At 60.9% G+C, this 20,187-nt stretch carries 18 protein-coding genes and 1 pseudogene; 8 read left to right on the top strand and 11 right to left on the bottom strand.

The annotated features are described in order from the left end of the window. Window positions 1–5 precede the first annotated feature (5 nt). A complete protein-coding gene (locus NKI17_RS10025; RefSeq protein WP_352905820.1) occupies window positions 6–827 on the top strand; it encodes an alpha/beta hydrolase in 822 nt (273 codons plus the stop codon). Here NKI17_RS10025 and NKI17_RS10030 read toward each other — a convergent pair whose 3' ends face one another. The 6 genes from NKI17_RS10030 to NKI17_RS10055 form a co-directional block, all read right to left on the bottom strand. Further along, window positions 828–1,577 carry a ribonuclease activity regulator RraA gene (locus NKI17_RS10030; protein ID WP_352905822.1) on the bottom strand — a complete coding sequence of 250 codons (750 nt, stop codon included), beginning with the start codon at window positions 1,575–1,577 and terminating at the stop codon, window positions 828–830. 22 nt (window positions 1,578–1,599) lie between these two features. Then, window positions 1,600–2,763, bottom strand: coding sequence for a mandelate racemase/muconate lactonizing enzyme family protein (locus NKI17_RS10035; RefSeq protein WP_352905824.1), 1,164 nt, complete (start codon window positions 2,761–2,763; stop codon window positions 1,600–1,602). Between the two features lie 33 nt (window positions 2,764–2,796). Then, window positions 2,797–3,894: an ABC transporter ATP-binding protein gene (locus tag NKI17_RS10040; protein WP_352905826.1), complete on the bottom strand. Its 1,098-nt coding sequence runs from the start codon at window positions 3,892–3,894 to the stop codon at window positions 2,797–2,799. Window positions 3,895–3,904: 10 nt separating this feature from the next. Continuing rightward, the gene (locus NKI17_RS10045; protein WP_352905828.1) at window positions 3,905–4,795 is read right to left on the bottom strand and encodes a carbohydrate ABC transporter permease; all 891 of its coding nucleotides are present in this window, start codon (window positions 4,793–4,795) and stop codon (window positions 3,905–3,907) included. Then, on the bottom strand, window positions 4,792–5,751 hold the full coding sequence (locus tag NKI17_RS10050; protein WP_352905830.1) for a carbohydrate ABC transporter permease: 960 nt from the start codon (window positions 5,749–5,751) through the stop codon (window positions 4,792–4,794). The genes NKI17_RS10045 and NKI17_RS10050 overlap by 4 nt, the downstream gene beginning before the upstream one ends. A 76-nt stretch (window positions 5,752–5,827) precedes the next feature. Beyond that, on the bottom strand, window positions 5,828–7,306 hold the full coding sequence (locus NKI17_RS10055) for an ABC transporter substrate-binding protein (RefSeq protein ID WP_352905832.1): 1,479 nt from the start codon (window positions 7,304–7,306) through the stop codon (window positions 5,828–5,830). A 218-nt stretch (window positions 7,307–7,524) separates the two neighbouring features. On the opposite strand from NKI17_RS10055, the gene NKI17_RS10060 reads away from it, so the two are divergent. Genes NKI17_RS10060 through NKI17_RS10075 form a run of 4 tightly spaced genes read left to right on the top strand, consistent with a single transcriptional unit; the run spans window position 7,525 to window position 12,092 of the window. Further along, the gene (locus tag NKI17_RS10060; protein WP_352503622.1) at window positions 7,525–8,235 is read left to right on the top strand and encodes a GntR family transcriptional regulator; all 711 of its coding nucleotides are present in this window, start codon (window positions 7,525–7,527) and stop codon (window positions 8,233–8,235) included. Window positions 8,236–8,290: 55 nt separating this feature from the next. Then, window positions 8,291–9,457 (top strand): mandelate racemase/muconate lactonizing enzyme family protein, encoded by a 1,167-nt coding sequence (locus tag NKI17_RS10065; protein ID WP_352905875.1) that lies wholly within the window; start codon window positions 8,291–8,293, stop codon window positions 9,455–9,457. Between the two features lie 56 nt (window positions 9,458–9,513). Further along, window positions 9,514–10,875 carry a mandelate racemase/muconate lactonizing enzyme family protein gene (locus NKI17_RS10070; protein WP_352905834.1) on the top strand — a complete coding sequence of 454 codons (1,362 nt, stop codon included), beginning with the start codon at window positions 9,514–9,516 and terminating at the stop codon, window positions 10,873–10,875. Window positions 10,876–10,892: 17 nt separating this feature from the next. After that, on the top strand, window positions 10,893–12,092 hold the full coding sequence (locus tag NKI17_RS10075; RefSeq protein WP_352905836.1) for a mandelate racemase/muconate lactonizing enzyme family protein: 1,200 nt from the start codon (window positions 10,893–10,895) through the stop codon (window positions 12,090–12,092). Window positions 12,093–12,370: 278 nt separating this feature from the next. On the opposite strand, the gene NKI17_RS10080 is transcribed toward NKI17_RS10075, so the two are convergent. Beyond that, window positions 12,371–13,957 (bottom strand): serine hydrolase, encoded by a 1,587-nt coding sequence (locus tag NKI17_RS10080; protein WP_352905837.1) that lies wholly within the window; start codon window positions 13,955–13,957, stop codon window positions 12,371–12,373. A 224-nt stretch (window positions 13,958–14,181) separates the two neighbouring features. Between NKI17_RS10080 and NKI17_RS10085 the strand changes: the two genes are divergently transcribed. Further along, on the top strand, window positions 14,182–14,388 hold the full coding sequence (locus tag NKI17_RS10085; RefSeq protein WP_352905838.1) for a hypothetical protein: 207 nt from the start codon (window positions 14,182–14,184) through the stop codon (window positions 14,386–14,388). 316 nt (window positions 14,389–14,704) lie between these two features. Here NKI17_RS10085 and NKI17_RS36995 read toward each other — a convergent pair. Both NKI17_RS36995 and NKI17_RS10090 read right to left on the bottom strand, forming a co-directional pair. Beyond that, a pseudogene (locus NKI17_RS36995) lies at window positions 14,705–14,830 on the bottom strand (IS91 family transposase); the annotation flags it as partial. A 57-nt stretch (window positions 14,831–14,887) separates the two neighbouring features. Then, complete coding sequence (locus NKI17_RS10090; RefSeq protein WP_352637518.1) at window positions 14,888–15,196, bottom strand: hypothetical protein; 309 nt, start codon at window positions 15,194–15,196, stop codon at window positions 14,888–14,890. 86 nt (window positions 15,197–15,282) lie between these two features. Here NKI17_RS10090 and NKI17_RS10095 point away from each other — a divergent pair, with 86 nt between their 5' ends. Next, window positions 15,283–16,959: a winged helix-turn-helix domain-containing tetratricopeptide repeat protein gene (locus tag NKI17_RS10095; protein ID WP_352905839.1), complete on the top strand. Its 1,677-nt coding sequence runs from the start codon at window positions 15,283–15,285 to the stop codon at window positions 16,957–16,959. Window positions 16,960–17,485: 526 nt separating this feature from the next. Here NKI17_RS10095 and NKI17_RS10100 read toward each other — a convergent pair. Together NKI17_RS10100 and NKI17_RS10105 are read right to left on the bottom strand one after the other, a co-directional pair. Then, the gene (locus tag NKI17_RS10100; RefSeq protein ID WP_352622882.1) at window positions 17,486–17,998 is read right to left on the bottom strand and encodes an OmpA family protein; all 513 of its coding nucleotides are present in this window, start codon (window positions 17,996–17,998) and stop codon (window positions 17,486–17,488) included. Window positions 17,999–18,008: 10 nt separating this feature from the next. Beyond that, on the bottom strand, window positions 18,009–18,668 hold the full coding sequence (locus tag NKI17_RS10105; RefSeq protein ID WP_352905841.1) for a L,D-transpeptidase: 660 nt from the start codon (window positions 18,666–18,668) through the stop codon (window positions 18,009–18,011). A gap of 267 nt (window positions 18,669–18,935) precedes the next feature. Here NKI17_RS10105 and NKI17_RS10110 point away from each other — a divergent pair, with 267 nt between their 5' ends. Further along, window positions 18,936–19,997: an aminopeptidase gene (locus NKI17_RS10110; RefSeq protein ID WP_352905842.1), complete on the top strand. Its 1,062-nt coding sequence runs from the start codon at window positions 18,936–18,938 to the stop codon at window positions 19,995–19,997. Window positions 19,998–20,187: the final 190 nt, after the last annotated feature.

Raw genomic sequence — 20,187 nt, forward strand, 5'->3', positions numbered from 1 at the left:
GAAGAATGCAAGGCGATCCCTTTCGCATCCGCGACCACGTCGCGGATTTTGACGAAATCGTGCAGGACTTCGTTGATCGCAGCGAGGTCGCCCGCGCCACCATTGCGATGACCGCTGACGTGGCCTACGGACCGGATCCGACCGAGACCATGGACCTGTTCTTTCCCGCGGGCAAAAGAACGGCGCTTCCGGTGCACATCTTTGTCCATGGCGGCTACTGGAGAATGTTCTCCAAGCGCGATTATTCATATATGGCGACGACGATTACCCAGGCCGGGGCCATTGCCGTCATCCTTGATTATGCTCTGATGCCCAAGGTCCGAATGGCGAGGATCGTCGACCAGGTGCGCCGGGCCAAGCACTGGGTCCTGGCCAACATCGCCGATCATGGCGGAAGCCCGGCGGCCCTGACCGTCAGTGGTCATTCGGCTGGAGCCCATCTTGCAACGTTCCTGTTCGATGGGGCGCACACCCCCTCGAATGTAAGGGCAGCCCTTCTGTTGAGCGGGCTCTACGATTTGAAGCCGCTCCAGGATTCCTTTCTCGCCAACGAGATTGGAATAACCGACGAGGAAGTCGCCATGTTCACGCCGCTCGCCTGTCGGCATGATCCTCAAACCAAGGCGGCGGTTCTGGTCGGAGCCAATGAGACGCCACCCTTCCATCAGCAAGCCGATCGATTCAAAGCAAGCTTGCTGCGGCAGGGATCGTTGGTAACGTCGCATGTGCTCCCGAACCGCAACCACATGGACAGTGTCAGAGATCTCGGCGTGCCGGGGACCGGGGCTGCCGATTGCCTGGAAGAACTGATCGCCAAGGCCTGCTGATTAACTCGGGTTCTCCAGGCGATTTGTTTTGCGCCACTCCTCGTACTCCCCGCGGGCATCGTCATGCAGCGGATAGTAGCGTTGCAACGGGCCGCCCTCCATGAGCTTCGCTCGCGAGAACTCCTCCCAATCGTGATGCTTTTGTGAGTCTTCGATCACCTTCGGGGCCATTGCGACGGGAAGCACCACCACCCCGTCGTCGTCGGCGACGATGATGTCGCCGGGGATCACCGTGACACCGCCACAGGCAATCGGAACGTTGACGGCGTTGGGATAGATGCTCGTCTGCACATGATAGTTTGGCGTCCAGCCGCGCAGCCATAGGGGCAGATCGAGCTTTTCGACATTGGGCCGGTCGCGCATGCACCCATCGATGACGATACCGGCCCCGCCCCTGCCCTTGAAATACGTCGACATCATATCGCCGAAGACGCCCGAGCTCATGTCGCCGCGCGCGTCGACCACGACCACATCGCCCTCCTGCGCGTGGTAGAGCACGTGCCGGTGCAGTTGCGTCTCCGGATCGGCATATTCTCCTTCGGTGAAGAGGTCAGGCCGCTGCGGCAGGAACTGCAGCGTCAACGCCGGCCCGACGATCGACTTCCCGTGGTTTTGCGCCACCGGACCAACCATGTGCGGATTACGGAAGCCCATGTGGCCAAGCGTGCCGGCAACCGTCGCGGCGCCGATCTCCCTTAGCGCGTCGATCAGGTCTTTAGGCGGCCGCGTGATATCGGAAGTATGCGTCATTGTGGACTCCGGATGAATAGAACTACCAGTTCGTAACAGAACCATCGCGGCGCTTAAGGTGAGGCGCTTCCCAGAAACGCAAACTCTGCGCCTGGACCGCAACTTCGTTGACCTCGACGCCGAGTCCCGGCAGATCGCCGACCGGGTAATCGGTCCCGTCGAGCCGTGGTTGCACGGGGAAGAAGTCGGAATTGTCGAAGCCCAGCTTTGTTTCGGGTGCCCTGGTCTCGAGCCACGCGAAGTTGGGTACCGCGGCAGCGAGATGCACGGTCGCGGCCGTGCACACTGGACCAAGGGGATTGTGCGGCATCAGGTCCACATAATGCGCCTCGCTCCAGCCAGCGATTTTCATCGCCTCGGTGAGCCCGCCGACATTGCAAACATCGATCCGGTTGAACTGATGGATGCCGCGCTCGATGTAGGGCAGGAACTGCCACTTGCTGGCAAATTCCTCGCCGATGGCAAAGGGGATGTCGGTCATCGTGCGCAGCGATTCATAGGCCTCCGGCGTTTCGGCCCGTATCGGCTCCTCGAGGAAATCAAGCACGCCGCGACCGAGCTTGTTGCAGAAGCTCGCGGCCTCTGCCACCGACAGCCGATGATGATAGTCGAGGCCGAGGACCGCGTCGCTGCCCAGCGCCTCGCGCGCCTTGTTCAGCATACCCGCGGTAGCGCCGATGGACTCGCGCGGCTCGAAGATGTCCTTGCTGTTTTGCCCGAAGGGGAAGAAGCGGATCGCCTGCCACCCCTGCGCGCGAAGTTCGCGGGCCCGTTCGATGGCAACGTCACCCTCGGCCTCGTCGCCGGTCGAGGCAAAGGTGGGAATGCGGTCGCGCTGCTTGCCGCCCAGCAGCTCGTAGACCGGCACGCCCAGCGCCTTGCCCTTGATGTCGTGAAGGGCGATGTCGATGGCGGAAATCGCCGCCTGAAGGACTCGCCCACCTTCGAAGTACTGGCTGCGGTAAACCTCCTGCCAGATCCGTCCGATCTGCATCGGGTCGCGGCCGATGAGAAACTCGCGATAGTGCTCGACCGCGCCGGCCACGGCCCTCTCGCGACCGCTCAAGCCGCTCTCGCCCCAGCCGAAGATGCCTTGGTCAGTCTCGACCTTGACGAGCATCTGGTTGCGCGTTCCTACCCAAACCGGATAGGGCTTGATCGCGGTGATCTTAAGCTTCTCAGTCATCCACGCCCACGTTCCACACGCATCGGCCCTATCTCAGTTGGCCTTGAGGGCCATTTCAGTTTCGCCGTCGAACAGATGCATCCGCTCCTGGTCGAACTCGAGCCAGATCTGCTCGTCGGGCGAGACGGCAATGTTTGGCGGCACGCTGACGTTAACGATGGCGCCGGACAGGAACGCCTGGACGAAGGTGACGTCTCCGGTCGGCTCCACCGTATAGGCTTTGGCCGGGACGCTGCTTGGCACCGCACTCTTGTGCAGCTTGATCGTCGAGTGACGTGCGCCGAGCACGACTTTCCTGGTCGTCGCTTTCGCCACCTTCTGGGCATTGCGCGGTGAGAGCTCAAGGCGCCAGCCCTCGGCGCCGGTCAACACCGTGTTGCCGTTTGCCGTCGAGGCCTGCAGCGGAATAACGCTCATCGCCGGGCTGCCGATGAAGCTGGCCACGAACATGTTCACCGGATGGGCAAAGACCTGCGCCGGTGAATCGTATTGCTGCAGGTAGCCGCCATTCATCACCGCCATCTTGTCAGCCATGGTCACGGCTTCGAGCTGGTCGTGCGTCACATAGATAATCGTCGCCTTGAGGTCCTGGTGGAAACGCTTGATCTCCGACCGCATCTGCACGCGCAGTTTGGCATCGAGGTTGGACAGTGGCTCGTCCATGAGGAACACTGCGGGGTCGCGAACGAGGGCACGGCCAAGAGCCACACGCTGCTGCTGCCCGCCCGAAAGTTCGCGCGGCTTGCGCTCGAGCAGGTGCGTCATGTCGAGCACTCGCGCCGCTTCCTTGACCTTCTTGTCGATCTCGTCCCTGGGGAGTTTGCGCATCTGAAGCGGGAACGCGAGGTTCTTGTAGACCGATTTCTGCGGGTAGAGCGCGTAGTTCTGGAACACCATTGCGATGTCCCGGTCCTTGGGGTCGAGGTCGTTGACCACGCGCTCGCCGATGATGATGTCGCCCGATGTGATCGGGGTCAGCCCAGCGACGAGATTGAGCGTGGTTGTCTTGCCGCAGCCTGAAGGGCCGACGAGCGCAACGAACTCGCCGTCATTGACCGTCAGCGAAACGTGGTTGACAGCTTTGAAGCTGCCATAGCTCTTGACGAGATCTTGGAGGACCACGTGGGCCATCGGCAACTCCCTAGTGCTTGACCGCGCCTTCTGTAAGGGCGCGTACGAAGTATCGTTGCAGGACCAGGAACAGCACCACGACGGGCACACTCATCATGAAGCTGGCCGCCATCAGGCCCGGAAAGTCCGTCGTATTTTCCGAGAAGAAGCGTTGGATGCCGACCGGCAGGGTCAACTGCTCGTTCTTGGAGAGGAAGGTGTAGGCGTAGATGTACTCGTTCCACGCGCCGATGAAGGAATAGATTGCGGTGGCGATGATCCCCGGCGTCGAGAGCGGCATCACGATCATGATGAAGGCCTGGAACCGTGTTGCGCCATCGATGCGCGCCGCCTGCTCAAGCTGCACCGGGATATTGTCGTAAAAGCCCTTGAGCAGCCAGATCGCCAGCGGCAGGCCAAAGGTGAGATAGGTGAGTATCAGTGAGCCATGCGTGTTTATCAGACCGATCGCGCGCATCAGGATGAAGAGTGGCACGAGAAAGATCACCGCCGGGAACATATTGCGCAGCAGCACGGCAAAGAACAGGAAATTGCGGCCGGGGAAACTGAAGCGCGAAAACGCGTAGGCCGCTGGGACAGCCACGATCACCGAAAGGATTGTCGTGACGGTCGACACGAAAAGGCTGTTCCAGAAGAAGCGGAGGAAGTCCTGGCCGACGCTGTTCTGCGGATCGAGCAGTTTCTGATAGCTGGCGAGGGTAGGTTCGTCCGGCCACCATTGCGGCGGGAATTGCGTCGCCGCGAATCCGGACTTGATCGAGGTGATCAGCATCCAGATCATCGGCAACGCGGTATAAAGCAGCATGAACACGAGGAATATGCGCCCGGCCCACCGCCATCCGTCGACGCGCATGCGGCGACGGGTCTGGGATCGAGGGGCTGTCTCGGCAATCGTGCTCATGCGCTCCCCTCTTTTCGCTCGTTGCCGCTTAACGCACGGACGTAGAAGTAGCCCAGCGTCATCAGCGTGAGGAACAGGAGCACCGAATAAGCCGATGCCACGCCCCAGCGCTGCCGTCCGAAGGCGAGCTCATAAATGTGGGTTATCCAGATATGCGATGCGTTCGACGGCCCGCCGCCGGTCATGATCCAGGGGATGATGAAGGAATTGAAGTTGGCCACCGCGAGCAGCAGCATCGTCACCACCGAGACGTTGCGCAAGTGCGGGAAGGTGACGTGCCAAAAGCGCTGCCACGCATTGGCACCGTCGACTTTTGCGGCACGCAGCAATTGGTCGGGGACTGTCTGCAGGCCGGCCATCATCATGATCATGGCAAACGGAAACTCGCGCCAGATATTGACGACGATCAGGGAGGGCAGCACCGTGCTGACATTGTCGATGAAATTCGGCGACTGGGCGGCCAATCCGAGGCCGACCAGCACCGCGCCGATGATCCCGAAGTCCGAATGGTAGATCCACTTCCAGATGTAGGAGGCGGCGACGGCGCTGATGACCCAAGGGATGATCAGGACGGCGCGCAGGACACCACGGCCGATGAAGTCGCGGTGGAGCGCCAGCGCTGTGGCAAACCCCAGGACAAAGGAGATGAAAGTTGACCCCAGAGTCCAGATCAGTGTGTTCCAGGTGACTTTCCAGAACACCTGACTGGTGAGGATGGTCGTGTAGTTGTCGAAGCCGATGAAGGTCTTGTCGCGGAGTTGCAGGCCAGGCGGTGTCTTAAAGAACGACAGCTCGACCGTGTAGTAGATCGGATAGGCGATGACGATGAGCATCACGGCGATCGCTGGGAGCACGTACGCGTAGTCCGCGCGATGCTCCCAGATCTTCCGCAGCGCGCCGGACCAACCGGGTTGCAATCTTCGGCGAGCCTCGGCCTTGCCGGTCACGATCGTCACTTGTGGCGTGCCCTTTTTCTTCGGAACGAGGCGGCTGCGCCAGCGGCGCAGCCGTCAGTCGTAGATCCGGCCTGGACTAGAGTCCGCCCATCAGGTCTTTCACCTTCTTGGCCGCGTCGTCCGCTGCCTCGTCGACGGTCATCGCTCCGGTCAGGGCATTCTGCAGCATGTCCGGGATGATGATGTTCATGATCTCGGGGGCCTGCGGCAGAGCTGGGAACGGGATGCCGTATGGCAGCATCGAGGTGGTGACGTCGAGGAACTTGATGTTGTCCAGACGTTCCTTCATCCACTTGGTCTTGAAGCCGTTGAGGTTGCCCGGGTTTGATCCGGCGTAGGCCATCTTCAGCGACCATTCAGGGCTCGTCCACATGCAGATGATAGCTTTCGCGGCCGGCTCGTCTACCTTGCCGCCCTCGACATATTCGGGTTTCAGGATGTGAATGTTCGAGCCGCCAAACACGACGGCGCGCTTGCCGTCGGGACCAGTCGGGATCAGGCCGTAGCGCATGTTGTCGATGACCGTCTGCGCCTTGTCCTTGTCGGTGCCCGTCGCCTTTTTCTGCAGGTCGAGCATGACGTTGTAATCGGACGGGTGCGAGATCATCATGCCGAGCTGGCCGGCGACGAACAGGGGCTGATTATCGGCCTGCTGATTGGTGAGTGCCGAAACCGGAACCGACTTGTCGCGAACATACATGTCGTAGGAGGCTTGCAGCGCCGCCTTGCTCTGCGGACTATCGAGCTGGACCTGCTCATAGGTCGGATTCGCGGTGGCTTCGTCGAAGACGCCGCCGCCATAGGCCCATAGCTGTGGCATGAAGCGGTACGGCGTATTGCCGGCATTCTTGCGAGCCACGAGGCCATAGCCGGCAATGCCGAGCTTATCGTGGATCTGCTTGGAATACTTGACCACGTCGTCCCAGGTTGCCGGCGGCTTGTTCGGATCGAGCCCGGCACGCTTGAAGATGTCGGCGTTCCAGATGAACGCCATCGTCTCGTTGTTGGTGGGAATGCCGTAGGTCACGCCCTCCCAGGTCACGGCCTTCATGGCGCCGGGCCAGAAATCCTCGGTCGAATACCCCACATCCTCTGGCTTGAGCGGCTGCAGATAGCCCTTTGAGGCGAACTCGGTGCCACCCAGGATTTGCAGGCGGACCGCCATCGGCGCGGCATTGCCCAGGAGCGCGGTGCGGAACTTGTCGAGAAGGTCGTTATAGGTGAGGGCTTGTTCCTCGAGCTGGATGTTCGGGTATGTCTTGCGGAAGGTCTCGAAGAATTCCTTGTAGTACTGGCGCAGGAGGTCGGGGTCGCCCTCGAACACGCCCTGATACCAGAAAGTCAGTCGCCCCTTGTAGTCGAGCGGGGTGACCTTGGCGCAATCGGCCGCCGTGTCAAAATCCTGTGTGCCCGCAATCGAGCGCACATATTCCGGCGACCACTTGCTCAGGTCAACCGGCGGTGCACCCAGCGCCGATGTAGACGTCAGGGATGCCATCAAAGCAGTGGCGACAGTGCCGCGCAGGACGGCACTGCCGAGCGCAATTCTCGTCATAGGTATCCTCCCTGGTTCTCCCATGCCGCCCTGCGCCGAAGCAAAGCGGTCCTTGCTCGTTTCGATCGCGAGGATGCCTCTTTCTGCTCAGTGTATCCTCTCGATCGCTTGGTACGTTTTCAGATCATGGATTGCCTGTCAACGCGCAGAATCGTACATTGTTTGCGAAAGCCGTGTGTGATATCGGGCAAGGTATGTATTAAATTGGGGAGCCGGCCTTGGCCGAAATAAGCGATTTCAAAGCAATGCCACCGGTGGGGACAGATCCCATCGGGGCCTCCAGCGAGGGCGCCTCGCTTTATGAATTGATCAGGGAAGATATCATCGAGGGACGGCTCGCTGCCAACGAACGGCTTGTCGTCACCGATCTCGCCCGGCGTCACGGCACTTCGACCAATCCTGTGCGCGAGGCGCTGCAGTTGTTGCGCGGCGAAGGGTTTGTCACCTTTATCGCCAACCGCGGGGCGCGCGTCCGACCCATTGATCAAGATTTTGTCCGAGATATCTACGAGATCGGTGTTCTGATCGAGCCAGCCCTGACACGATGGTTTGTGAATATGGCGACCGGCGAGGACATCGCCGAACTCGAACGTCTCCAAGGCCTGATCGAAGAGAACAATTTCGCCGACACATTCAGGCATAGTGAGCTGGATACCGCTTTCCACACCGTGATGTACCAGCGGCACTACAACCGCCACGCAGCCGAGCTTTGGTGGAAGCATCGCGAAGTGCTGCGAGCCGTGAGCCGTCGTTTCAATTTCACGCTGGCGCGACGTGCCGCGATCATGCGCGAGCACCGCGAACTCATCGCGCTTGTGAAGGCGGGAGAGGCCGACAAGGCGGCCGAACTCGTTTCCCGCCATGTCGAGGGTTCGGGCCGGCATATTCTCGAACAGATGCGAGCGCGCAACGCCGCTCGGGCCGGATAGAATGTCTCAGTCCAGAACATCGTTAGCTGATCATTTTCAGGCAAAGGTAGTTGAGATGAAAATCACGAGCATTCGGCCGTGGCTGATCAAGTCCGATGCTTCTTACTGGGGAGAGTTCCTGTTCGTCGAAGTGACGACCGACGAGGGAGTGAGTGGCTGGGGAGAGATCACCACCACGACAAGGCTCGCCAACCGCGCTCTCTGCACGATCCTGCGGCAGATCGGCGTCGCCGTGACAGGCGAGGATCCGGCGCGTATCGAGCATCTCTGGCACAAGATCTTCCGCAGCTTCACCTACATGGGAAGCCGCGGCGCCGCCGTCGAATGCGTGAGCGCCATCGATATTGCCCTCTGGGACATCCGGGGCAAAGTCCTCGGCAAGCCGATTTACGAGCTACTTGGCGGACCGGTACGCGATGAAATCGCGCTCTACACCCATCCCAACCAGGCCAAATTCACCAGCAAGGAGGCTGTGGTCCGCGAAATTTTAGACATTGTCGAGTCCGGACACACTGCGCTCAAGTTCGATCCCTACCCCCACCAGGGCCGCAGCGCCGATGGCCTGCCCCGCGAACAGCGAGACGGCTACCTCGATGGCAGCATGACCCGCAAGGACGAGCGCGAAGCCGCCGAACTCACGGCTCTGATCCGCGAAACGGCAGGACCCGATGTCGACATTCTCATCGATGCGCACGGCCGCTTCGACGTCCCCACCGCCATTCGCCTCTGTCGGAGCCTCGAGGAGGCCGGCCAGATCGACTGGTTTGAGGAGCCCTGCCCGCCCGAGAGCCTTAACGCCCTCAAGCAGGTGCGTGAGAAGGTCAATACCGCCATCTCATGGGGCGAGCGCGGCCACACGAAGTGGGATTTCGTGCCGGTACTCGAGAACAGGCTCGCTGATTACATCATGCCCGACGTTACCTGGACCGGCGGCATTACCGAACTCAAGAAGATTGCTGCGCTGTGCGAAGCCTACTACGTCCCGGTCTCGCCACATGACGCCGCGGGACCGATCAACGTGGTTGCGGGAGCGCAGGTGATGATGACCGTTCCCAATTTCTACAAACTCGAAACATCGGAGTGGAACCTGGGCAAATACGATCACCTGATCGACAGACCACTCGACATTTCGAACGGCAGCCTCAAGCTGATGTCGAAGCCTGGTCTCGGTATTGAGATGGACCGCGACTACCTGCAGGCCCACGAGATTGAGCTGGGCTAGCAACACTCTATGCCGGCCCAGGCTCCGGGACGACAAGCCGAAAACGAGGATAAGTCATGGCAAAGACAGGTGGCGCCGACGAAGCGCTCAATCGGGTGAACGCGAACTCCAAGCCATCCCAGCTTCGCATCACCGACATGCGGGTAGCCGAAATCGTCGGCGCGCCGTTCACCTCAACCCTGCTCAAGATTTACACCAACCAGGGCATCGTCGGGCTTGGCGAGGTGCGCGACGGCGCCAGTGCCACCTACGCGCTGATGCTGAAGAGCCGGCTGCTTGGCGAGAACCCTTGCGACATCGACCGCCTGTTTCGCCGGATCAAGCAGTTCGGTGGCCACGGCCGGCAAGGCGGCGGCGTCTCGGCGGTCGAGATCGCGTTGTGGGATCTCGCCGGTAAGGCCTATGGCGTTCCCATCTACCAGATGCTCGGCGGCCGGTTTCGGGAGAAGGTGCGCGTCTATTGCGACACCGACGCTACCGTGCCGAGCGGCACCGAGACCGGCAAGCGCCTCAAGCAGCGCATGGCGCTCGGCTTCACCTTCCTCAAGATGGATCTGGGGCTGATGCAGATCGCGGATGTACCCGGTGCGGTCGTCTCCCCTGCCGGTTCACTTGAAGGGTACCGCATCCATCCCGGCCGCGGCCCGGTCAAGACCATGGAGGAGCGGCGCGCCCGCAATGCCGCTTACGATTTGCATAACGTCCCCCATCCGTTTACCGGCCTCCACTTTTCCGACAAGGGCCTCGACCTGCTTGAACAGTACATTGCCGAGGTTCGCGATGTTATCGGCATGGATATTCCGCTCGCCATTGACCATGTCGGCCACATCTCGCTGCAGGACGGCATTCGGCTCGCCAGGCGGATTGAAAAATACGTGCCGGCCTGGCTCGAGGATGTGATCCCATGGCAGTACACCGAGCAGTTCCGGCAACTGCAGGCCGCCACCACGGTGCCGATCTGCACCGGCGAGGATATCTACCTTAAGGAAGGCTTCGAGCCTCTGCTCAAGAGCGGCGGCCTCTCCATTATCCACCCGGACCTGCTCACCAGCGGGGGCATCCTCGAGACCAAGAAGATCGGCGACATGGCCCAGGACCACGGCGTCGCAATGGCCATCCATATGGCCGAAAGTCCAATCGCCGCAATGGCCGCGGCACATGTCGCGACCGCGACCGAAAACTTCATGGCGCTCGAATACCACTCTGCCGATGTCGACTGGTGGGACGATATCGTCACCGGCGTTCCCAAGCCGCTCGTGAAGGACGGCTTTATCACTGTTCCGGACAAACCTGGCCTGGGGATTGACGACGTCGTCGACGAGGTGATCTCGCAGCATCTGCAGCTGGGTGTCACCGGCATCTGGCAGCCCACGGATCACTGGGACAACGAGTATTCCTGGGACCGCACCTGGAGCTGAGGCGAAAAGAACCGAAGATGAAGATCACCGATCTCCGCTGCGCCGTCATCGGCAAACATCCCATCGTCCGCATCGTTACCGACGAGGGCCTCTATGGCCTTGGCGAAGTCGAGTTCACCAAGACCTATCTCAAGCCTTGGGTGCTGCATTTCCGTGAGGCGCTGATCGGCGAGGACCCTACCGACGTCGAGCGGGTGATGCTGAAGATCCGCCAACGCGGCTCTTTCAAGCCCTATGGCGCGGCGGTAAGCGCTATCGAGCATGCGTTGTGGGACATAGCCGGCAAGGCCGCAGGCGTGCCGGCCTACAAACTGCTCGGCGGCAAGGTGCGCGACAAGGTGCGCGTCTATAACGGCTCGATCCGCCAGAAGCGAACGGGGGACCGGCCGGAGGATTACGCCGCTGACGTGAAATGGATGATGGAGCAGCCGCAGAATTTCTTCATGATCAAGCAAGGGATCTCGTTCCACTCCAACATGAAGGACACCATCGAGGACTTCCATTACGGCGTGAAGCAGAAGAAGGCTGGCTACCACGGTGCCATGGATCAGGGCGTCATCAGCGAGCGCGGTTTCAACCACATGCTCGACTGCGTGATCGCGATGAAGGAAGTGCTGGGCGACAAGGTCAGCCTGGCGCTCGACTGCGGCCCGGGCTGGATGCTGCCCGATGCGATCAAGTTCGCTCGCGCGGTCGAGAAGTACAATTTGATGTGGCTCGAGGATATGCTGACCGGCGACTATGTGCCGTGGGTCAATCCGCAGGCCTATCGGGAGCTGACCACCGCCACCTCGACGCCAATTCATACCGGCGAGCAGATCTACCTGCGGCACAATTTCAAGGAGCTGATCGAAACGCAGGCGGTGCGCGTCATCGGCCCCGATCCGGCCGATATTGGCGGCATTGCCGAGCTCAAATGGGTCGCCGAGCACGCCTGTATGCACTCGATCCTGATGGCACCGCACGGCACCGCGAACGGCCTTCTAGGCCTCGGCGCGCTGATCAATGTCTGCGCCACGCTGCCCGCCAACTACATTGCCTTCGAATACCCGAGCGCCTCCGACCCCTGGTGGGAGGACCTCGTAATCGGCCTGCCGTCGCAGATCGTGAAGGACAGCATGGTGGACCTGCTGGAAGCGCCGGGGTTGGGCCTCGACATCGACGCCGAAGCAGCCAGGAAGTATCTCCGGGAAGAGGATGCAGGCTTCTTCGACTGAACCATCCTTCTTGCGCCACCCAGCACCACGCGGACCGCTTCACGCAACCTGTCATCCGGAATGACCGTTTCGGGGCCTGGAGCCGTCGGTCTGCTTCGGATCAGCGGCTGGCCAAAGCCGACGTAGCTTGTCGGAAGCTCCCGAGCAAATGCCGGCTTCCTGATTTCTACGCCCGGAAGCGAACCGTCACAAATCCGCCATCTCAGGCATCACCTAGCAGATGGCCGGTTCGCCTTTTCGACGGCATGGGGTGTATGGAGCACCCGACGCCTCCACCCTTACCTCTGAAAATGCCCCAACCCGTTCTCATTGAGATAATCCACCGTCATCACCCGCGCGCGAAGGCCGCCGGAGGAACCGACGAACTTCACCGATGACAGCGAGCCGGTCGGCGCGTTCTCTCCGCGGGGCGTGAGGGCGTAGGTGTCGCCGTCCCAGTGCTCGAGCGTGAACTGCATGGGCTTGGGGCCGAGTTCGAGCATCAGCTTGTCGCCATCGGCCCGCACGGTGGCGGTGTCGAAATAGTTGCTCGTATATTGGCCCTCGTAGAAGGATGGACTGCGCGCCTTGGCGGGGTTCGTCGGCTTGTCCTTGCCGGCGAGGTCGCCCACCGGCTTGTAGTAGGCCATGAACCGCGGCTTGATGTAGGGATACCAGTCGCGAGTGACCTGGCCATATTGCACGATGTCCATGAAGCTGGCGGCGACCGCCTCGGCGGCGCCGACGGGGGAGCCGTTGGTGAGCACGACGATGCCGACATCGGCCGAGGGCAAGATCTGGAAGGTGGTGCCGGCGCCGAGCAGGAAGGCGCCGGAATGGCCCATGGTGGTGCGCCCATTGGCGTTCACCCCCACATTGAAGCCATAGCCATAGGAGCTGGCCCGCGTATCGGGCGTCTCGCCGCGGTAGGTCACGCTCTGCGGTGTGATGGCGGGCTGCAGGATCTTCGGGTCGATCATGGGCTGGCCGTTATAGGTGCCGTCGCCAAGCAGCAGGATCATCCACTTGGCAAGATCCTGGGCGCTGGAGGAGACGCCGCCCGCCGGCGCCTGCTGGTCGGGGTCGCGGTCATAGAGCGGCTCGAACACATTCTCCGCCACGCGCGCATGCAGCAGGGCGCGGTTCTTGCCGGCGGCAATGAAGTCCTCGTGCCGATAGCTGCTCGAGCGCATGCCGAGCGGATCGAACAACAGGCTCTTGGCCAGCGGCTCCCAAGGCTGTTTCTCGGCGTGGGCCACTGCCTCGGCGCCGACCGTCGTGCCGAAATTGGCGTAGTGATAGGAGATGCGGAAGGGATCGAGCGGCACCATCCACAGGCTCCCGACGATCTGCTTGCGCTGGAAGCCGAGATCCTCGAGTTCGTCGCCCGCCGCCATCGGCAGGCCCGAGCGATGCGCGAAGAAATCGCCGATGGTGGCGTTGCCCGAGACATACTCGAGATTGAGGCGAAAGCCGTCCCAGACCTTGCCGACCGGGGTATCCCAGTCGAAGCTGTGGTCCTTCGTCATGGCGATCGCGGCCACCGTGGCCGAGATCGACTTCGACACCGAGGCGACCTGGAAAATGGTGGTGCTGCTGACCTTAGAAGTGTCGTCCCGGTTGTCGCGAAGGCCATAGCCCTCGTCAAAGATCATTTTGCCGCCATGCACCACCGCCACGGCGAAGCCGGGAACGTCGGATGCTTCCTTGACTTTCTTGACGATGTCCGGCAGCGCGGCCAGCGCCTTCTCGACACCGCCGGGATACAGCTGCATAGCATCCTGCGGCGGCGATGGCCCAAGCTCCGGCAGGCAGGACTGCGCGGCTGCCACGGCGGGCAGCATGATAACGAGGGAAAGTACCAGGAGAGCAGCGACCTTCTTCATTGCATGTCCTCAAACTTGCACCGGCAGATGATCGGACCATACGCGGCAAGATGAAAGATGGTTGCGGCTATTTTCTAATGAAATGTTTAAGTTCAAAGATCAGACAGAGACGGCGGCTGCGTGTCATGTGATTTCGGAGTGGTGAAGTATCCGTGTTACCTACGCGCCCGGCAATTGGATGGGATTGGGCGGGAGAACGTCAACTTTCCAAGCCCGAGCGGCAAATGGCATCCGATCACGAGTTGTTCGCCGACGGGCTGGCGGCCAACCAGAAAGTCATCGAAGCCAGCTATATGGCCCATCGCGGGGCCCTATGGCCTGCTGCATGGAGTCCGATGGCCGAGGGGCCGGGACGCTTCGTCTTCACCGATCTTGCCTGCGGCACGGGGCCGTTTGCTGTCCGTCCGGTTATTGCCGCGGGAACCAGTTAAAGCCGCCGTTCGGCTCGCGTGAAGAGTTTCGGGCGCCGGCAGGCGTACGAAAGTCCCCGAGGAAGGAACCCGCGGGCCGCAGACGATGGCTATGGGGATTTCGGATTTCGGCAGATGTCGGCGATGGCGTGACCGCCGTCGGGAAGCGCTGGGGTGAATGCGGACAGACCGCTTCGTTGCGCCCCCGCGCGGTGTTGTCGGCTTGGTCGGCAGCTGGATGCGACCTCTTCAGCATCGAGGATCATCATGGACGTGCGTCGATCCGTTGCCGGAGGCTGAGTGCCTGCAGCTGAAGGCTGAACCATTCCATGCCGGGTCATGGCGTGCTGCTCCCGGTCGACCGGGACCCGTGTGGTGGTCCGCGCGGTTGCCTCCACCGTTCAAACAGCTCGATGACGATCATGCGGCCGCCGCAGCACGGGCACGGCGGGCGGAAGTCGTCCGATTAGTCGGGGTCGCCGTCGTCGGGCGGCACGGCAGGGGCGGTCGAGGATCGCCCTCACTGACCCTCCTGGGTAAGTTGGAAGATACTGGCCGTCCGAGTAGGACCAACGTTAGTTAGCTCACAGTACGTGAAAGAAGCAAAAGAACCCGGTTGCGGCGGAAGAAATTCCCCCTGATGCTTCCATGCGAGGCAGGTTTTGATCGAATCGAAAGATTTTTGTTCTCGGCGTTCATCGATGCGGCCATGGACAAATACGAGAGAAATTACATGCGCGGTTGCATTTAGAGATTGAGGATCTGCTTTCGCAGCCGTTGGCACTGCCAAGAGAAGAGCCAGAGCGATGATGAGCTTGGTGCGATTCATGTCGTCCTCCGTTTCATCCGGTGCTGCTGGGATCGCTTGGAGGCGAAGGCCGAATGGGCTAAACTAGAGCGCGCCAGGAAGGTGAAATGTCCCGAACGGCCCCTGAAATTGACCTGAAATCTGCTGAAACGATCACGTTCCGCGGTTTTGTCTTCCTGACCAAAAGCAAAGAACTCCGAACCGTCGAAGGCAAAGCGGTCAATCTTCGCAGCCAGTCCGCCGAGGTGCTCTCGGTGCTCGCGGCGCGACCCGGCGAAATCGTCTCCAAGGATGCGCTGATGCAGGCGGTTTGGCCCGAGACCTTCGTGACCGACGACAGCCTCACTCAATGCATTGCCGATATCCGCCGCGCGTTGGGGGACGACGCGCACGTGATGGTGGAAACCGTCCCAAAGAGAGGCTACCGACTGAACGCCGATCTATCGGACGCGGCGGACCCAAACGCCGCAGCCGGCACGGAACGTGCCAGGACACGATTATCGCAGCGCGGCTTCATTCTTGCTGCACTCGCTCTCCTTGCGGCAGCGATCGGCGCATACTACGGCGCGGAAGCATGGCGAGCCGCTCCCGTTCGTTCGAGCGGCATGCCCAGGATTGCGATCCTTCCCTTCGACGACATGAGTGCCGGTGCGGACAAGGGATATCTCAGCGATGCCGTTGCCGAGGGGATCATCACCGAGCTGGCGCGGAGCAAGACTTATGCCGTCATCGCCCGGAACTCGAGCTTCAGGTACCGCGGTAAGCTGATCGACGCCAGACAGATTGGAGATGAACTCGGCGTCGACTACCTGCTCGAAGGCAGCCAGCAGAAGATCGGAGACCGGCTGAAAGTGTCCGCCCAGTTGCTGAATGCGCATGACGGATCACATGTCTGGGCCAACTCCTACAACCGGGAGATTGGCCATCTTTTCGTCGTCCAGGAGGAAATCATCCGCACGCTTGCGGATCGGGTCGGAGTAAGGATCGAGCGACCCTTGCCACAGAGCGATGCCGCGCAGGTCAGCGCGCTCCGCTATTACCTGATGGGGAGGGCCAAGATCGGAGAGGATATCTCAGCCGAGGGGAACGAGCTGTTAAGGCAGTTCAGCCTCAAGGCGATCGAAGCGGATCCGAACTCCCAGTTCGGCCATATCGGGCTGGCCTGGTACTATCGCAATGACGCGGTATTCGGGTGGCACTCACAGGAACACAACCGGAACGAGGCGTTGAAACTCGCTGCCGAATACGCCGACAAGGCCATCCTGCTCGCTCCTGATGACGCTGAAGCGCATGAGGTCCGCGCCAGCACCCACACCGAAGGCGGAGAGGTGGAGCAGGCCCTTGCTCAGTACGATCAGGCGATCGCCTTGAACCCGAGCGAGTCGCATATCCTCGTCATGAGTACGAACGTGCTGCTGTATGTTGGCCGCGCCGACGAAGCAATCGATCGGATCGAGCAAGCCAAAGGCATCGATCCCTTCCACCCTGACTGGTTCCACTGGCAGATGGGCTGGGCGCTCTGGGAAAAGAATGATTGTGAAGCGGCGCTGGCTGCGATGCGGAAAATGTCCAGAATCCCGAGCGGCGCACAGCGCATGCTTGCGGGGATCCACGCTTGTCTAGGAAACAAGCGAGAGGCAAAGGAAGCGCTTGCGGTTTTCCTCCAGAACACTCCCAGTGAATCCATCAGTAAAGAACGCAGGGAGTGGGACAAGATTTGGACCGCACCCGGAAGCCTCGACCGCTGGATCAAGCAGATGCGGTTCGCGGGGTTGCCGGAGTGACGGCCAACCGTATGCGGCCCAGCAGAAATCATGGGCTGCAAACGACCCTTGAAGTGCGCCACGAGCGCTGGTGGCCCTCACGCCCAGGGCGACGATGCTTACCAAACACCTTCATTTCCTCAGTTTTATCTTGCGACTTGCGACTTGCGACTTGCGACTTGCCAGGCTGGCCGATGGCCAGCCTGATGGCCGCAGAGACGATCGCGGTAATGCCCCAGGCCCATCCGCGCTTCACACTCAAGGTCTTTCGTCGCTAGGAACCCTACAGGGAGGCGGAGGTGCTCGATAAGATTGTCACGCTCCTGCGCCGTGCCGGTATTCCGGACTGACCTTGGTCGTCTACTTGCCGCCTTTGTCTGAACCAATGACAGCTGCGTCCGCAATTACTATCCTGGCGACGCATGCCGCTGCGTCCGCTTTGGGGAATCAAAGAACGCGAGCCCGATGACCGACATTAGGCGCAAAGCAGCCATGCCGCCGTCGCGTGTGAGACTCTGCTTCGGGTCACAAGCAGAACAGCAGCCCCCTACGGTTCGTCCCTCTCATCGCGCAAATTAGACACAACGCGGCGGTTCTGCGACCTGCAGGCGGTGTCGGGGCACTCGCGGACGAGCCTGTCCTTGCCGTAGCCCTTGGCCCACATGCGGTTGCGGTCTATGCCGCCGGCGGCGAGGTAGTCCATCACCGCATCGGCGCGCTGCTGCGACAGCGCCATTTCACTTGCGCCGGGATCGTCGGCGAAACCCTGCAGCTTGAGCAGCCAGCGCGGATGCTTTGCTAGCCAGGCGATCTGGGTGTCGAGGGTGGCCTTGGCGACAGAATCGAGCGCGGCCGAACCTTGCGTGAAATAGGTGCGGCGGCCGACATTGAGGATAAAATCCTCCTCGCTGCCCGGCTGCACGTTCTGGAAGCCGGCAACCTCGGTGTTGGTGACGTCGGGCGTGGAAGGGGCCAGCGTCTTGCTGGTCGAGCAGGATGCGGCCAGCACCAGCAGGCCCGCGGCGAGCAGCCGGCGCGTGTTTTCAATCATGCGGTTCATGCGGCGCCAATCATTCGACAGTGGTGGAAGCGGGCGCCTGGTCGGCGATGTGCGGCAGGACCTGCACCGCGGTGCCGATCGGGCAGCGCTGGTAGAGGTCGATGATGTCTTCCGGGAACATGCGGATGCAGCCGCTGGAAGCGTCGGTGCCGATGCTCCATGGCTCCAGCGTGCCATGCAGGCGGTAGCCGGTGTCGGCGCCGTTGCGGTGCAGATAGAGCGCGCGCGGCCCGAGCGGATTGTTGGACGCGCCGCCTGCGACCATGGGCGGTAGGTCCGGCTTGCGCTTCCGCATTTCGGGGGGCGGGACCCATTGCGGCCACAGCGCGCGGCGGTCGATCGTCGCGCGGCCGTACCATTTGAAGCCGTCCTTGCCGACGCCGACTCCGTAGCGGATGGCGGTCTTGTTTTCCATGATGACGTAGAGGAAATGGTGGCGGGTATCGACCACGACGGTGCCGACCGGCTCGCTGCTGAAATACTTGACGATCTGGCGATGCCATCTCTTGTCGATCTTCGCGAAGTTGGTCTTGCGATACACAAAATTGTTGTCGCTGGCGGTACCGGCGAAAAAGGATTTTGCCGCCGCTGCTTGAGCAATATTGCTGGTTGCACCCACCGCGACCAGCCCCAGGCCGCCGAGCACGACACCCCTGCGTGATAAAACCATCGGCAATATTCCCCCCCATGCCAAAAGCCTGGCGGACCATAGTTGAGAATTATTTCGCCTCAAAGTGGAAAATGCTGCGTTGCTTCAGTCCGCCGTGTCCGGACATTCGGCAATTTGGCGGCGTGTGACCGAATTGTGACAATCTTGCCGAGGACGAACGTCTAGCCTAAACCCCATCCAGGATCTTAACCAAATTGGCGCGACGGTTTCGGACCGGGCGTAGTTGCGACATTTGCCCTATCCGGACGTGTGAGCGATGCTGTGGGCATGATGCATGCTTTTTTTCGTTCGGTTGCTGCGATGATCGTGATGTCCGGCGTGGCAGGTTGCACCAGCATTTCCTACTACGCACAATCCCTGAAGGGTCACCTGGAGATCATGGCGGCGCGGCAGGATGTAGGAAAGCTGATCGACAATCCTTCGACCCCTGGGACATTGCGCGCTCGAATGGCATCGGCGAGCGCCATCCGACAGTTTGCGATAGATGAACTAGCGCTGCCGGACAACAATAGCTACCGCAGCTATGTTGACGTTGGTCGGGACGCGGTGACATGGGCCATCTTCGCAGCGCCGGAATTCTCGCTGACGCCACGAACATGGTGCTTTCCAGTGTTCGGATGCGTTCCGTACCGAGGATACTTCTCCAAAAGGTCTGCGATTGAAACCGCTGTCGAACTTCAGAGACAGGGCCTGGACGTCTATGTGACGGGCATCACTGCATATTCCACACTCGGCTGGTCAAGTGACCCGCTGCTAAGCACCATGCTCAGCCAAGATGAAGCGGGTCTTGCAGGGCTGGTGTTCCATGAGCTGGCCCACCAGCGCGTCTACGTACAGGACGATTCCGGGTTCAACGAGGCGTTCGCTACCGCTGTCGAAACAACCGGTGTAAGAAAATGGCTGCGCGCGAATGGGGATACTGCCGGTTTGCGCCGTTACGAAGCCGACCGGAGGCGCAGAGCTCAATTTCTTGCGCTGGTGTCGCAGACCCGAGACGAGCTAAGGCACGTCTATGACGACAGCGCTACCTCTGAGCAAAAGCGGGCCGCAAAGATAGCCGCGATCGAACGGCTGCGGATGCGCTACCGAGAGATGCGCGACAGTCGCTGGCATGGATACCGGAGGTACGATGTCTGGTTCGATTCTCCGATCAACAACGCGAAGCTCGCCGCGACTTCCGTCTACGGCGATCGGGTGGCGACGTTTCTCCGCTTGTTCGATTTGTGTTCGGGCGACTATCCACGATTCTTCGCGTCGGTTCGATGGATAGGAGCGTTAGACAAATCTGACCGCGCCGAAGCGCTCAAGGCGGCAGATTCATGCGATTGATCCGGTCAAATCCGCAAGCCAGAAGCGGCGAATCGGTCGCTGATGTACTCGGCAGCCGGAGCAGGTGATTGAATTGACCATTTGTCGGCCGATTTCCTAGGTACTTTGACGTCCGGCGGGGCCGGAAGCCGCATGCCGGCCTACAGAAGCCAAAAGCGGACTTGCCTGAACTCCCTGCGGGATCTTGGAC

Origin of the sequence: Mesorhizobium sp. M0816 (assembly GCF_040320005.1) — a bacterium.
In the GTDB taxonomy this organism is placed as follows: domain Bacteria; phylum Pseudomonadota; class Alphaproteobacteria; order Rhizobiales; family Rhizobiaceae; genus Mesorhizobium.

Coding starts and splice junctions, on each gene's coding strand:
- NKI17_RS10025 (WP_352905820.1), top strand. CDS start 6: ATGCAAGGCGATCCCTTTCGCATCCGCGACCACGTCGCGGATTTTGAC.
- NKI17_RS10030 (WP_352905822.1), bottom strand. CDS start 1,577: ATGACGCATACTTCCGATATCACGCGGCCGCCTAAAGACCTGATCGAC.
- NKI17_RS10035 (WP_352905824.1), bottom strand. CDS start 2,763: ATGACTGAGAAGCTTAAGATCACCGCGATCAAGCCCTATCCGGTTTGG.
- NKI17_RS10040 (WP_352905826.1), bottom strand. CDS start 3,894: ATGGCCCACGTGGTCCTCCAAGATCTCGTCAAGAGCTATGGCAGCTTC.
- NKI17_RS10045 (WP_352905828.1), bottom strand. CDS start 4,795: ATGAGCACGATTGCCGAGACAGCCCCTCGATCCCAGACCCGTCGCCGC.
- NKI17_RS10055 (WP_352905832.1), bottom strand. CDS start 7,306: ATGACGAGAATTGCGCTCGGCAGTGCCGTCCTGCGCGGCACTGTCGCC.
- NKI17_RS10065 (WP_352905875.1), top strand. CDS start 8,291: ATGAAAATCACGAGCATTCGGCCGTGGCTGATCAAGTCCGATGCTTCT.
- NKI17_RS10070 (WP_352905834.1), top strand. CDS start 9,514: ATGGCAAAGACAGGTGGCGCCGACGAAGCGCTCAATCGGGTGAACGCG.
- NKI17_RS10075 (WP_352905836.1), top strand. CDS start 10,893: ATGAAGATCACCGATCTCCGCTGCGCCGTCATCGGCAAACATCCCATC.
- NKI17_RS10080 (WP_352905837.1), bottom strand. CDS start 13,957: ATGAAGAAGGTCGCTGCTCTCCTGGTACTTTCCCTCGTTATCATGCTG.
- NKI17_RS10085 (WP_352905838.1), top strand. CDS start 14,182: ATGGCATCCGATCACGAGTTGTTCGCCGACGGGCTGGCGGCCAACCAG.
- NKI17_RS10090 (WP_352637518.1), bottom strand. CDS start 15,196: ATGAATCGCACCAAGCTCATCATCGCTCTGGCTCTTCTCTTGGCAGTG.
- NKI17_RS10095 (WP_352905839.1), top strand. CDS start 15,283: ATGTCCCGAACGGCCCCTGAAATTGACCTGAAATCTGCTGAAACGATC.
- NKI17_RS10100 (WP_352622882.1), bottom strand. CDS start 17,998: ATGAACCGCATGATTGAAAACACGCGCCGGCTGCTCGCCGCGGGCCTG.
- NKI17_RS10105 (WP_352905841.1), bottom strand. CDS start 18,668: ATGGTTTTATCACGCAGGGGTGTCGTGCTCGGCGGCCTGGGGCTGGTC.
- NKI17_RS10110 (WP_352905842.1), top strand. CDS start 18,936: ATGATGCATGCTTTTTTTCGTTCGGTTGCTGCGATGATCGTGATGTCC.